Origin of the sequence: Pseudomonas sp. F(2018) (assembly GCF_005508865.1) — a bacterium.
In the GTDB taxonomy this organism is placed as follows: Bacteria; Pseudomonadota; Gammaproteobacteria; order Pseudomonadales; family Pseudomonadaceae; genus Aquipseudomonas.
Map to the genome: position 1 here is coordinate 14976 of NZ_SCOM01000001.1, position 13716 is coordinate 28691.

Here is a 13716-nt window from a genome sequence, read left to right on the forward strand (position 1 = left end):
GCCGTGCTCCTTACCAGGTATCGACGAAGGGACGCTTCTTGCCTGTGCGCGCGGGCGCTTTCGGCGCGGCATTGAGCCCACGCAGCAGCCAGGCGCGGCTCTCGGCGGGGTCGATGACGGCGTCTATCTCCAGGTAGCTGGCCATGTTCAGCGCCTTGCCGTTGGCGTAGGCCTTGCCCACCAGCTTGTCGAACAGCGCCTGGCGCGCCGCGTCGTCCTCCTGGGCGGCCAGCTCCTTGGCGAAGCCCAGGCGCACCGCACCCTCCAGACCCATGGCGCCGAATTCGCCGCTGGGCCAGGCGGCAGTGAACAGTGGCGAATGGAAGCTGCCGGCCGCCATGGCCTGGGCACCGAGGCCGTAGCCCTTGCGCATTACCAGGGTGAAGAACGGCACGCTGAGGCTGGCAGCGGCGACGAACATGCGCGACACATGGCGCACCGTGGCCTGCTTCTCCGCTTCCGGGCCGACCATGAAACCGGGCGTGTCGCACAGCGAAACCATGGGGATGTCGAAGGCATCGCACAGCTGCATGAAGCGCGCGGCCTTGTCGCCGGCCAACGCGTCGATGGCACCGCCCAGATGCGCGGGGTTGTTGGCGAGCAGGCCGAAGGGCTTGCCCTCGATGCGGATGAAGGCGGTGATCAGCCCCGGGGCGAACTGGCGGCGCAGTTCCAGCACGCTGCCGCTGTCCGCCAGCAGCTCGATCACCCGGCGGATGTCATAGGCGCGCAGGCGATTCTCGGGAATGACATGGCGCAGTTCGCGTGGGTCGGCACAATCCCAGTCGGCCAGCGGCCCCTGGAAGTACGACAGGTATTGCTTGGCCACGCGCACGGCCTCTTCCTCGTTCTCCACGAGGACGTCGATCACCCCGTTCGGGCCATGCACGCTGGTGGGACCAACCTGCTCGGGCTTGAAGCTGCCCAGGCCGCCGCCTTCGATCATCGCCGGGCCGGCCATGCCGACGGTGGCGTCCTTCGCGGCGATGATCACGTCGCAGCAGCCGAGCAGGGCGGCGTTGCCGGCGAAGCAGCGGCCGGAGACTATCCCTACCGTAGGGACCAGGCCGGACAACCGGGCCATGGCGACGAAGGTGTGGCAGTCGAGCCCGGCCACGCCGACGAAATCGGTGTCGCCCGGCCGGCCGCCGCCGCCCTCGGCGAACAGTACCAGCGGCAGGCGCCATTGTTCGGCGAGGCCGAGCATGCGGTCAGTCTTCTTGTGGTTCATCACGCCCTGGGTGCCGGCGAACACCGTGTAGTCGTAGGCGATGGCCATGCAGCGCGCGGCCTCGCTGCCGAAGGCGGCGGCGTTGACCGTGCCGATGCCGGCCACCAGGCCATCGGCCGGACTCAGCTCCAGCAATTCTTCTTGGGAGCGTCGGCGACGCTGGGCGGCCAGGGCCATGGCTCCGTATTCGTTGAAGCTGTCTTCGTCGAGCAGGTCGTGCAGGTTCTCGCGGGTGGTGCGCTGGCCGGTCTTGCGCCGCTTGGCCACGGCCTCGGGGCGTCGGGCGTCGGTCAGGCGTGCGTGGCGCTCCAGCACTTCGGCCAGGTCGGCGCGGATATGTTCGAGGTCGACCGCCTGTTCGTCCTGCGCGTGGCGGCCATCGACCTCGGCTGGCTCGATGAACAGCAATGCCTGGCCTTCGCTCAGCGTATCGCCGGGAGCGGCGGCCAGGGCGCGGACGATGCCGCCGCGTTCGGCGCGGACGACGAACTCCATCTTCATCGCCTCCAGCACGGCGACCTGCTGGCCGGCGGCGACGCTATCGCCCGCGGCCACGTCCAGGCTGACCAGCACGCCGGTACTCGGTGTGCTCAGGGCGACGGTGCCGGTTGGTGCTTCGATGGCGCTGCGGCTATCGGCGCTGCTGCCGGTCTGGGTGAAATAACGGTGCGGGTGGGCCGCGCCATGGGCGCCGAGCAGCTCGCCTAGCTGCTGTTCGACGAAGCGTGTGCTGACCCGGTTGCTCAGCACTTCCTCGCGCTGCAGCAGGTTCTGCAGCAGGTGCAGGTTGCTGGCCACACCCTCCAGGCGGAATTCGCAGAGGGCGCGATAGGCGCGGCACAGGGCGCTCGGGTAGTCGGGCGCGCTGGCGATCAGCTTGGCCAGCAGCGAATCGTAGGCCGGGCTGACCGGGTAGCCGGCGTAGCCGTAGCCATCCACGCGCAGGCCGGGGCCGGACGGCGGCTGGTAGGCGCTCAGCGTGCCCGCGGCCGGGCGCGCGCTGCCGTCGGCATGCAGGGTTTCCAGGTTGATGCGCAGCTGCACGGCGCAGCCCTGCGGCGCCGGCGGTTGCAGCAGGCCGAGCTCGGCGAGGCTGGCGCCGGCCGCCAGGCGCAGCTGGGTATGCAGCAGGTCGACGCCGGTGATCTGCTCGGTGACCGTGTGCTCCACCTGTACCCGCGGGTTGGCTTCCATGAAGTAGAAGCGCTCGCCCTCGACCAGGAATTCGAAGGTGCCGATGCCGCGGTACTTCACCTCGGCCGCCAGGCGCAGGGCGCAGGCGATGATCGCCTCGCGCAGGCCGGCATCCAGGCCTGGGCTGGGGGCGATCTCCACCAGCTTCTGGTGGCGACGCTGCAGGCTGCAGTCGCGCTCCCACAGGTGGCTGACCTGCGTGCCGTCGCCCAGCACCTGCACCTCGATATGCCGGGCGCTCCGCACCAGCTGCTCGATATACAGCGCGCCGTTGCCGAAGGCGCTCTGCGCCTCGGACTGGCAGCGTGCGTAAGCCTCGTTCAGCTCGGCCGCATCATGGATGGCGCGCATGCCGCGCCCACCGCCGCCGGCCAGGGCCTTGAGCATGGCGGCGCCGTGCGCGGCGAGGAAGACGCGTGCCTCGTCCAGGCTCACCGCGCGGTTGATCCCGGCCACCAGCGGTGCGCCGCAGCGTTCGGCCAACTGGCGGGCGGCGGCCTTGTCGCCGAACAGCTCCAGCACCTCCGGCGCCGGGCCGACGAAGGTCAGCCCAGCGGCCTGGCAACGGCGGGCGAACTCGGCGTTCTCGGCGAGGAAGCCATAGCCGGGGTGGACGGCCGCGCAGCCCTGCTCGTGGGCGATGGCGATCAGCTGGTCCATGTCCAGATAGGCCGGCACCCCGCGACCCTGCAGCGCCACCGCCAGGTCTGCCTTGCGCGTGTGCAGGCTGGCGCCGTCGTCCTCGGCGAACACGGCCACCGAGCGGATGTTCAGGTCGGCGCAGGCCTGGGCGATGCGGATGGCGATCTCGCCGCGGTTGGCGATCAGCAGGGAGGAGAAGGGCATGGCCGGCGGCTCTGTCTGAGTCTGGTGGTGGGCTCATCTTAGGCAGTCGCCGCCACCGGCCGCAGCCAACTGTGCCGCGACGAATACCCGCCACTCAGGGCGGCTGATGATCCGCCGAGCTTTTTGTCCGAATCGGCCCTTGCCTGCTCCGCTGCGGGCCGGTATCTCTGGCGCTTCGCTTAACTCCGCAAGGACCGCCATGAACGAGTTGCTCCACAGCCTGGACTGGGTGCTGCCGCTGCGCAGCGACGGGCTGACCCCGCTGATGCGTTTTTTCACCCTGCTCGGCTACGAGAAATTCATCCTATTCTTCCTGCCGCTGGGCTACTGGGCCTGGAACCGCGGGGTGTTCCTGCGCCTGCTGGTGCTGGTGGCGCTCACCGCACTGCTCAACGCCTGGCTCAAGGATTTCTGGCAGGACCCGCGGCCGGACATCGCCCTGCGCATGGACCACGAGGTGGGCGACAGCTTCGGCCTACCCAGCGGCCATGCGCAGATCGCCGTGGTGATCTGGTTCTGGCTGGCCTGGGAGCTGCGCCGTACCTGGGCCTGGCTGGTGGCCGCGGTAGTGGCCGTGGGCATCATCTTCAGCCGTCTGTACCTGGGCGCCCATGATGTGGAGGACGTACTCGGCGGCTCGCTGCTGGGCGTCGCCACCCTCGTCGTGTTCGAGTTCGCGCGGCGCTGGAGCGGCTGGCGCGAAAGCCATGCCGGCTGGCACCTGGGCCTGATCCTGCTGGTGTTCCTGGCCGCCTGGCTGAGTTGGCCGGGCGAGGCGCCGAGCTATGTGCCGCTGCTGGCGGGCATGTTGGTCGGCGTGCTGTTCGGTTACCGAAACCTAGTATTTTCCGCCGAGGTCGCCGTCTGGCGGCGCGTGGCCGCGGCGGTGCTCGGTGCGCTGGCCTTTATCCTGCTGCAGAAGGGCTTGAAGCTGCTGGGCGACGCCTGGCCGCTGCAGCCGTTGGCCTGGCAGGGCCTGCGCGGCTTGGCGATGGGGCTGTTCGTGGCCTGGCTGATGCCGTGGCTGCTGGTGCGCGCGGGACTGCTGACGGCGGTGCGCCGCGAAGAGCCGGTGGCGCCGCTCGGCGCGGTCGCCTAAGGGAAGTGGGTCTGTAGGGAGAAGCCCGCGACTTGGATCGCGCGGGCTTTACCTGCCCTACATGGCTAGCTGCGCCGTTCGACTATATAGCGGGCCAGCTCACGCAGCGGCTCGGCGCTGTCGCCGAACGAGCGCAGGGCGTGCAGGGCCTGGTCGCGTAGCTCCAGGGCATAGGCCTTGGCCTGCTCCAGGCCGAGCAGGGCGGGGTAGGTCGGCTTATGGTTGGCTTCGTCCTTGCCCTGAGTCTTGCCCAGGGTGGCGGTGTCGCTTTCAACGTCGAGGATGTCGTCCTGCACCTGGAACGCCAGGCCCACGGCCCGGGCGTACTGCTGCAGCGAGCGCAGGCCGGCCAGGTCGGCCTTGCCGCTGGCCAGGGCGCCGAGCTGCACGCTGGCCTCGATCAGTGCACCGGTCTTGTGTCGGTGCATGGTTTCCAGGGCCTGCTGGTCGAGCTGGCGACCGACCGATTCCAGGTCGATGGCCTGTCCGCCTACCATGCCGGCCGGGCCGGCGGCGCGGGCCAGGCCGAGGACCATGGATAGGCGCAGGTCCGGATCCAGCGGATTGCGCCGGGCATCGGCCAGGGCTTCGAAGGCCAGGCTCTGCAGGCCGTCACCGGCGAGGATGGCGCAGGCCTCGTCGTAGGCGATATGGGTGGTCGGCTGGCCACGGCGCAGGTCGTCGTCGTCCATGGCCGGCAGATCGTCGTGCACCAGCGAGTAGGCGTGGATCAGCTCCACCGCGCAGGCGGCGCCATCGGCGCGGTCGAGGTCACCTTCCAGCGCCTCGCAGGCGGCGTATACCAGCAGCGGGCGGACGCGCTTGCCACCGTTGACCACGCTGTAGCGCATGGCCTGGTACAGGCGGGCCAACTCGCTGCGCGGGGCATCGAAGAGTTCTTCCAGCGCGGCATCGACCCGCGCCTGGCAGCGCTGCTGGTACGCGGCGATCATGCCTGTTCGTCCGCGTCGAAGGGCACTTCCTCCAGTTCGCCGTCACGCTCCAGCAGTTGCTGGACCTTCTGCTCGGCCTGGGCCAGAGCGGCCTGGCAATCGCGGGTCAGGCCGATGCCCTGCTCGAAGGCGGTCAGCGAATCTTCCAGGGAAAGCTCGCCGCTCTCCAGGCGCTCGACCAGGGTCTGCAGGTCGGCGAGGGATTTTTCGAAATCGACGGCGGCTTTCTTGCGGGCCATGGGACGGGCTCTCGGCTCTGTTAAGTCGTGGGTCAGAAGCGCAGGACTTCGCCGTTGCTGCGGGTCGGCGCCACCAGCGGGATGCGCGGTTGCTGCTCGGCCTTGGGCTTGGCTGGCTTCGGGGTGACGGCCGGCTTGGGCGCCTCGGCGATCGGCTGGTTGCGCAGCGGCTCGATGGCTTCGGCCAGGCGCTGGGCCAGCTGGCGCAGCAGACGGCTCTGGGCCTGGACCTGGTCGGCGGTGGTGCCGCTGTGGGCCTCTTCCAGGCGCAGCAGCTGGCTGTCGCGCAGCTGGCCGCCCTTGTCCAGCAGGCGCCACTGGGCTTCCAGCACGGCCGGATGGGACGGCCCGGAGTCGAGGCGGATGATGTTCAGCAGCACCTGCACGTCCGGCTTGAAGTCGGCGGCGGTGGTGGGGGCCAGCACGGTGCGCTGGCTATCCAGGCGCCAGGCCAGCTGGCGCAGCAGCAACTGGTCGATGTCGGCGGCCAGGCTGCCGGCCCAGCGCGCGTCGTCGGCGGCCAGCAGGCTGCCGTCGGTCTGGCGTTGCAGCAGGGTCTCGCGTTGCAGGTAGTCGGCCACCGAGACGGGGCCGAGCAGCACGGCCAGGCCCTGGGGTTGGGTGGGGATGGCGGCGTTGCCGTTGTCCAGCTGGTACAGCGGTATCGGCTTGTGCGCCGTGCAGCCAGCCAGGCCGAGGAGGCCGGTCAGCAGCAGTACGGAAGAAAGGCGCAGCAGTTTCATCGGTTCACCTGAGGGCCGCGCGGGCGGCCGTGATCGTACGTCAAGGCCGCGTATGATCCGTCAAAGCGGCCGCAGACTCCAGTCCGCGGCGCTCTACGGCATGCCTTGCGCGCTGCGCTTGAGCGCAGCGGCGGCTCAGGCCGGGGTTTCCACCAGTAGCGAATCGACGCGCTGGAAGCCGCGTGGCAGCTTGTTGCCGCGCCGTCCGCGCTCGCCCTTGTAGTGCTCCAGGTCGTCCGGCTTGAGCGACAGGGTGCGCTTGCCGGCCTGCAGCACCAAGGTGGCGCCGGCGGGTAGCACGGCCAGGTCGGTGAGGTATTCCTCGCGGCTGGCCACGCGCTCACCGGGGATGCCGATGATCTTGTTGCCCTTGCCTTTGCCCAGCTGCGGCAGGTCGCGCACCGGGAACAACAGCAGGCGACCCTCGGTGGTCACCGCCGCCAGCCAGTCGTCCTCGACACTGGCCACCGGCTTGGGCGGCACCACCAGCGAGCCGTTGGGCAGACTGAGCAGGGTCTTGCCGGCCTTATTCTTGGCCTGCAGGTCTTCGCCCTTGACCACGAAGCCGTAGCCGGCGTCCGAGGCGATCACGTACAGGGCGCTGTCTTCCGGCAGCAGCACGCAGTCGAAAGTGGCTCCCGGCGGCGGCTGCAGACGGCCGGTAAGCGGCTCGCCCTGGCCGCGTGCCGACGGCAGCGAGTGGGCGGCCAGCGAGTAGCTGCGCCCAGTGGAGTCGATAAATACGGCGTACTGGTTCGAGCGGCCCGGCGCGGCGGCCTTGAAGCCGTCGCCAGCTTTATAGGAAAGCCCGGTCGCGTCGATATCGTGGCCCTTGGCGCAACGTACCCAGCCTTTTTCCGAGAGCACCACGGTGACCGGTTCGGTCGGCATCAGCTCGGTTTCCGACAGGGCGCGGGCCTCGGCACGGGCGACGATCGGCGAGCGGCGGTCATCGCCGTACTTTTCGGCGTCGTCGAGGATTTCCTGGCGCACCAGCTTCTTCAGCTTGGCTTCGCTGCCGAGCAGGGCCAGCAGCTTGGCGCGCTCCTTGGCCAGCTCGTCCTGCTCGCCACGGATCTTCATTTCCTCCAGGCGGGCCAGCTGGCGCAGGCGGGTGTCGAGGATGTAGTCGGCCTGGATGTCGGTGAGACCGAAGCGCTCCATCAGCACCGGCTTGGGTTGGTCCTCGGTACGGATGATATGGATCACTTCATCCAGGTTGAGGAAGGCGGTGAGCAAGCCTTCCAACAGGTGCAGGCGCTTCTCGACCTTGTCCAGGCGGAACTGCAGGCGGCGGCGCACGGTGCCGACGCGGTACACCAGCCACTCCGTGAGCAGGGTACGCAGGTCTTTCACCTGCGGCTTGCCGTCCAGGCCGATGACGTTGGTGTTGACCCGGTAGCTGGACTCCAGGTCGGTGGTGGCGAACAGGTGGGTCATCAGCTCGTCGGCATCCACGCGGTTGGAGCGAGGGATGATGACGATGCGGCAGGGGTTTTCGTGGTCCGACTCGTCGCGCAGGTCGGCGACCATCGGCAGCTTCTTGGCCTGCATCTGCGCGGCGATCTGCTCCAGCACCTTGGCCCCGGAGACCTGGTGCGGCAGGGCGGTGACCACGATGTCGCCGTCCTCGACGCGGTACACGGCGCGCATGCGCACCGAGCCGCGGCCGGTCTCGTAGATCTTCAGCAGGTCGGCCTTGGGCGTGATGACTTCCGCCTCGGTGGGGAAGTCCGGGCCCTGGATGTGCTCGCACAGCTGCTCGACCGTGGCGCTCGGCTCATCCAGCAGGCGCACGCAGGCGCTGGCCACTTCCCTGAGGTTGTGCGGCGGCACGTCGGTGGCCATGCCCACGGCGATGCCGGTGGTGCCATTCAACAAGAGGTTGGGCAGGCGCGCTGGCAGGGTGGCCGGCTCGTCCAGGGTGCCATCGAAGTTCGGCACCCAGTCCACGGTGCCCTGGCCCAGCTCGGCCAGCAGCACTTCCGAATAGCGCGACAGGCGCGCCTCGGTGTAACGCATGGCGGCGAAGGACTTGGGATCGTCCGGCGCACCCCAGTTGCCCTGGCCGTCGACCAGGGTGTAGCGGTAGCTGAACGGCTGCGCCATCAGCACCATGGCCTCGTAGCAGGCGCTGTCGCCGTGGGGGTGGAACTTGCCGAGCACGTCGCCGACGGTGCGCGCCGACTTCTTGTGCTTGGAGTCGGCGTCCAGGCCCAGCTCGCTCATGGCGTAGATGATGCGGCGCTGCACGGGTTTGAGGCCGTCGCCGATATGCGGCAGGGCGCGGTCCATGATCACGTACATGGAGTAGTTGAGATAAGCCTGCTCGGTGAAGTCGGCGAGGGAACGTCGTTCCACGCCTTCCAGGCTCAAATCGAGGGTGTCGCTCATGCGTGCCTCATGGTCATTTCAGTGAAGTCGATTGGCGCAGCACCAGGGTGCCGCCCTTCTGAGTGAATTCGAGTTGCTTGAGGGCGCTCATGCCGAGCAGCACCTCGTCGCCGTCCATGCCGGGGGTGATCAGCGCCGCCACGTTGCGCAGCTGAATATCGCCCAGTTGCAGCAGACCGAGACGGGTGCGCGCACCGGTGACGGTGCCATTAGCGGTGCGGATCTGCACCGGCGCGCCCGGCTGCAGGCCCAGTTCGCTGGCCAGTTTCTGCGGTACGGCCACGGCCGTGGCGCCGGTGTCGAGCAGGAAGGTCACGGTCCGGCCGTCGATCTGCCCGTCCAGCACGTAGTGACCGCCGCGGCTGCTGGCCAGGCGTACCTCGATGTAGCCATCGCCGTGTACCGATTGCGGCTGGCGATTGGGGTGGTCGCGCTGCTCTTCCCAATTGCCGAACCAGTGCGTGGCCAAGGCCAGGGCCGCGACCCAGGCCAGGATCAGCATCACGCGGGCGGCGCGCTGGCCGGCGGGTCTGTCGCTCACGGTGCGTTCCAGCCGCCGACCGGCGCTTTGAAGTGCCACAGCAGCGGCCGGCTCTCGCCATCGGCGCGGGCCAGGTCGTTGTTGTCCAGGCCCAGCCAGGCCCCGTCCTGGTCCAGCCACAGGGCCTCGGCATTGCCATAGGGTTCGGGGTAGACGCGACCCTCGGCCAGGGCGGCAGCGGCGAACGACCAGCACTTCTGCTCCGCGCCGGTGGCCGGGTCGCGGCGGCAGATGCGTTGTTCCAGGCGCTCCAGGCTGAACAGCTTGTCTTCCAGATAGGCCAGGTCGCCGAAGCTGCGCGGGTGGCGTGCATCGCTCTGCGGCGTGAGCGGCGAGCGCAGCTGGCCGGCTTCGGACATCAGGATGCAGCCGCCGGTGCAGCGCCAGCGGCCCTTGTCCTTGTGCAGCACCAGCAAGCCGCGGCGCTCGCGCTCGGCGGCCAGCCACAGGCGCTCGCCGGCTGGGTCGATGACCAGGCCTTCGAGCAGGGCGTTGTGGCGCAGCAGCATGCCACTGGCGCGGGCCTGGCGTATCAGACCTTCGGGCAGTGGCAGCCATTCGGCGATGCCGCTGGGGCCGACCTGCAGCAGGGCGACATGCGCCTCGCTGAGCAGGTAACGGTTGCCCTTGTCGTCGCAGCTGATGCTCTCGAAATCCAGCTCACCCTGGCGCACCAGGTTGGCCGCCCAGGTGCGCATGCGCAGGCCCCAGGGCAGGGTGCTGGTCGGCACCGGCGGCGCGGTGAAGGTCTCGGCCTCGGCCTGCCAGGCGGTGTCGCCCGGCTGCAGGCGATACAGACGGTCGTCCTCGCGATCGGACACCGCCAGCCATTCCGCGCCGCAGCGGGTCAGGCCGGACAGGTTGCCGCCGGCCATGCCGTCCAGCGCATGCTCGGCCAGCAGCTCCAGCTCGGCCGGTTGCGCGGGCTTGTCGGCCGCGGCCGCCGTGCAGGCGAACAGCAGGCCGGCGAGGGCGAGGCTCAGCCTCACGCGATGACCTCGGCCAGGTTGCCTTTGGATTCCAGCCAGCTCTTGCGGTCGCCGGCGCGCTTCTTGGCGAGCAGCATGTCCATCACTTCGCGGGTCGCCTCGAAGTCGTCCAGGCCCAGCTGCACCAGGCGGCGGGTGTTGGGGTCCATGGTGGTCTCGCGCAGCTGCGGCGGGTTCATCTCGCCGAGGCCCTTGAAGCGGGTGACCTGCGGCTTGCCGCGGCGCTTCTCGGCCACCAGGCGGTCGAGGATGCCGTCGCGCTCGGCGTCGTCGAGGGCGTAGAAGATTTCCTTGCCCAGGTCGATGCGGTACAGCGGCGGCATGGCCACGTAGACGTGGCCGGCTTCCACCAGCGGACGGAAGTGGCGCACGAACAGGGCGCAGAGCAGGGTGGCGATATGCAGGCCGTCGGAGTCGGCGTCGGCGAGGATGCAGATCTTGCCGTAGCGCAGTTGCGACAGGTCGGCCGAGCCCGGATCGATGCCGATGGCCACGGCGATGTCGTGGACTTCCTGGGAGGCGAGGACTTCGCCGCCGTCGACTTCCCAGGTGTTCAGGATCTTGCCGCGCAGCGGCATGATGGCCTGGAACTCCTTGTCGCGGGCCTGCTTGGCGGAGCCGCCGGCGGAGTCACCCTCCACCAGGAACAGCTCGGAGCGCATCGGGTCTTGCCCTGCGCAGTCGGCCAGCTTGCCGGGCAGCGCCGGACCCTGGGTGATTTTCTTGCGTTCGACCTTCTTGCCGGCTTTGAGGCGGCGCCCGGCGTTGCCGATGGCCTGCTCGGCCAACAGCAGGCCGGTTTCCGGGTGGGCGTTGAGCCACAGGCTGAAGGCGTCTTTCACGACTCCTGAAACGAAGGCCGACGCCTCGCGGGAGGACAGGCGCTCCTTGGTCTGGCCGGAGAACTGGGCGTCCTGCATCTTCATCGAGAGGACGAAGGCGATACGTTCCCAGACGTCTTCCGGGGCCAACTTGACGCCACGCGGCAGCAGGTTGCGGAACTCGCAGAACTCACGCATGGCGTCCAGCAGGCCCTGGCGCAGGCCATTGACGTGGGTGCCGCCCTGGGCGGTGGGAATCAGGTTGACGTAGCTCTCCTGCAGCGACTCGCCGCCTTCGGGCAGCCACAGCAGGGCCCAGTCGACCGCCTCCTTGTTGCCGGCCAGGCTGCCGCAGAACGGCTCGTCGGGCAGGCGCACGAATTCGCTGACGGCGTCGACGAGGTAGGAGCGCAGGCCGTCCTCGAAGTACCAGCGGGTGGTCTCGCCGTTGTTCTTGTCGGTGAAGGTGACTTCCAGGCCCGGGCACAGCACGGCCTTGGCCTTCAGCACATGCTTCAGGCGGCTGATGGAGAACTTGGGCGAATCGAAGTATTTCGGATCGGGCCAGAAGCGCACGCTGGTGCCGGTATTGCGCTTGCCGACCGTGCCGATGATTTCCAGGTCGGTGGCCTTGAAGCCGTCGGCGAAGGTCATGCGGTATTCGCTGCCATCGCGCTTGACCTTGACCTCGACCTGATTGGACAGGGCGTTCACCACCGAGATACCCACGCCGTGCAGGCCGCCGGAGAACTGGTAGTTCTTGTTGGAGAACTTGCCGCCGGCGTGCAGCTTGGTGAGGATCAGCTCGACGCCGGGAATGCCTTCCTCCGGGTGGATGTCGACCGGCATGCCGCGGCCGTCGTCGACCACTTCCAGCGAGTTGTCCTCGTGGAGGATCACCTGGATCGATTTGGCGTGACCGGCCAGCGCCTCGTCGACGCTGTTGTCGATGACTTCCTGGGCCAGATGGTTGGGCCGCGCGGTGTCGGTGTACATGCCCGGGCGCTTGCGCACCGGGTCCAGACCGGACAGTACTTCGATGGCATCGGCGTTGTAGGCGTTCTGCTGGGCCATGGTGTCTCTTGTCTATTAAAGGGTGGAAAAGTCGAAATCGGCCCAGAGCGCCGGGGCGAAGCCGGCCAGCGCGAGGATTTCCGGGATGCGCCGAGCGAAGCCCTGGTAGCTGTGGTCGCCGCCTTGCTGAATGTCCAGGCTGCAGCCGGCGTAGAAGGCCTCGGCCTGGCGGTAGTCCAGGGTCTCGTCGGCCGTCTGCAGCCACACGTGGTAACGCGCGGCGTCGCGCGGCTCGGCCACTTCCAGCTCCTGCAGGGCGGCGACATGGTCGTGGGTCAGCAGCCAGGTCTCGTTGGTGTAGTAGTTGGTCTGCTCGACTTCCTTGCCGCCGAACAGCCGGTGCGGGCGCACCGCCGGGTTGATCAGCAGGGCGGAGAGGCCATGCTGCTCGGCGAGGAAGGTGGAGTAGTAGCCGCCCAGCGAACTGCCGACCAGCAGCGGCCTGCCCAGTTCGGCGATGGCCGCCTGCAGCTGCTGCATGGCCTGGCGCGGGTGGTGGTGCAGGGCCGGCACGCGCAGATGCTGAGCGATGCCGCAGTGTTCGGCCACCTTGAGCAGCTGGCTGGCCTTGGTCGAGGCCGGCGAACTGTTCAGGCCGTGGATATAAAGGATGCTGGGATTCATGGAGCGGGAGGCTACAAGCTAGGCGGCGCTAGCCGCAAGCATTGACATGCGGCCTTGCGGACTTAGTAGCCCTTGATGCTGTAGTCGACTTCGAAGTCGATGCCGGTGACCCGCGACACGCCGGTCTCCAGCCGTCCGTCGGCGTGCAGGCGCAGCCAGCGGTAGCCGGGGGCCGTGGTGTCGACCTGGAATTCCTCGCTGCCCGGGGCGAACTGCACGCAGGTGGAGGGCGAGGCGAGCAGGCGGATGCCGCCGCGCTGCTGGTCGAACTCCTGGTGCACATGGCCCCAGAGCACGGCCTTGACCTGCGGGTGGCGTTCCAGCACGGCGAACAGGGCGTCGGGGTTGCGCACGCCGATGGGCTCCATCCAGCTGCAGCCGATGGACACCGGGTGATGGTGGAAGCACACCAGATGATGGCGCTCGGGGGCCTGGCTCAGGGCCTGTTCGAGCAGTTGCAGCTGGTCGTCGGCCAGATAGCCGGGCACGGCGCCGGGAATCGAGGAGTCGAGCAGGGTGATGCGCCACTTGCCCAGGTCGATCACCGGCTCCAGCAGGTCGCTGCCGTTGCACACTTCGCGCATGGCCGGCAGCTCGTCATGGTTGCCGGGGAACCAGCGGGCGGCGGTATCGAGGTCGGCGGTGAGGCGGCGGAAGCTCTGGTAGGAGGCCACGCTGCCGTCCTGGGAGAGATCGCCGGTGGCCAGAATCAGGTCGATGTCGGGCTGTTCCGCCTGCACCCGCTCGACCACCTTTTCCAGGCTGTCGCGGGTGTTCATGCCCAGCAGCTTGCCGTCTTCCTCGGCAAAAAGATGACTGTCCGACAACTGCACCAGCAGTACCGGGCGATCGGAGGCAAGAGACGACGGGCGCGACAAGGGCCAACTCCTGAGCGGGTTCCCAGGATTATGGTGGGTGAAACGCGATTCGGTAAACCCGGCAAACGTGAACTCGTCACATTTGCGCGG

11 protein-coding genes are annotated in these 13716 nt (G+C 68.5%); 1 reads left to right on the plus strand and 10 read right to left on the minus strand.

All coding sequences use genetic code 11. The features are described from left to right. Positions 1-10: 10 nt before the first annotated feature. Complete coding sequence (locus FFS62_RS00085) at positions 11-3271, minus strand: carboxyl transferase domain-containing protein (protein WP_137970798.1); 3261 nt, start codon at positions 3269-3271, stop codon at positions 11-13. Between the two features lie 199 nt (positions 3272-3470). Here FFS62_RS00085 and FFS62_RS00090 point away from each other — a divergent pair, with 199 nt between their 5' ends. Further along, on the plus strand, positions 3471-4370 hold the full coding sequence (locus tag FFS62_RS00090; protein ID WP_171016239.1) for a phosphatase PAP2 family protein: 900 nt from the start codon (positions 3471-3473) through the stop codon (positions 4368-4370). Between the two features lie 65 nt (positions 4371-4435). Here FFS62_RS00090 and ispA read toward each other — a convergent pair whose 3' ends face one another. The 9 genes from ispA to cpdA all read right to left on the minus strand — a co-directional run bounded on the left by ispA (position 4436) and on the right by cpdA (position 13626). Then, positions 4436-5323, minus strand: a complete 888-nt coding sequence (gene ispA / locus FFS62_RS00095) for a (2E,6E)-farnesyl diphosphate synthase (protein WP_137970800.1) — start codon at positions 5321-5323, stop codon at positions 4436-4438. Beyond that, positions 5320-5562, minus strand: coding sequence for an exodeoxyribonuclease VII small subunit (locus FFS62_RS00100; protein ID WP_137970801.1), 243 nt, complete (start codon positions 5560-5562; stop codon positions 5320-5322). Before FFS62_RS00100 ends, ispA begins: the two co-directional genes overlap by 4 nt. A 32-nt stretch (positions 5563-5594) precedes the next feature. After that, a complete protein-coding gene (locus FFS62_RS00105) occupies positions 5595-6305 on the minus strand; it encodes a membrane integrity-associated transporter subunit PqiC (protein ID WP_137970802.1) in 711 nt (236 codons plus the stop codon). A gap of 135 nt (positions 6306-6440) precedes the next feature. Next, complete coding sequence (parC, locus tag FFS62_RS00110) at positions 6441-8699, minus strand: DNA topoisomerase IV subunit A (RefSeq protein ID WP_137970803.1); 2259 nt, start codon at positions 8697-8699, stop codon at positions 6441-6443. 13 nt (positions 8700-8712) lie between these two features. Further along, positions 8713-9201 carry a TIGR02281 family clan AA aspartic protease gene (locus FFS62_RS00115; protein ID WP_225592370.1) on the minus strand — a complete coding sequence of 163 codons (489 nt, stop codon included), beginning with the start codon at positions 9199-9201 and terminating at the stop codon, positions 8713-8715. A gap of 35 nt (positions 9202-9236) precedes the next feature. Next, positions 9237-10229, minus strand: coding sequence for an esterase-like activity of phytase family protein (locus tag FFS62_RS00120; protein WP_371920090.1), 993 nt, complete (start codon positions 10227-10229; stop codon positions 9237-9239). Then, positions 10226-12124 (minus strand): DNA topoisomerase IV subunit B, encoded by a 1899-nt coding sequence (parE, locus tag FFS62_RS00125; protein WP_137970805.1) that lies wholly within the window; start codon positions 12122-12124, stop codon positions 10226-10228. The genes FFS62_RS00120 and parE overlap by 4 nt, the downstream gene beginning before the upstream one ends. Before the next feature lie 15 nt (positions 12125-12139). Continuing rightward, positions 12140-12748, minus strand: a complete 609-nt coding sequence (locus tag FFS62_RS00130) for a YqiA/YcfP family alpha/beta fold hydrolase (RefSeq protein ID WP_137970806.1) — start codon at positions 12746-12748, stop codon at positions 12140-12142. Positions 12749-12810: 62 nt separating this feature from the next. Continuing rightward, positions 12811-13626 (minus strand): 3',5'-cyclic-AMP phosphodiesterase, encoded by an 816-nt coding sequence (cpdA, locus tag FFS62_RS00135; protein ID WP_137970807.1) that lies wholly within the window; start codon positions 13624-13626, stop codon positions 12811-12813. Between the last annotated feature and the right edge of the window lie 90 nt (positions 13627-13716).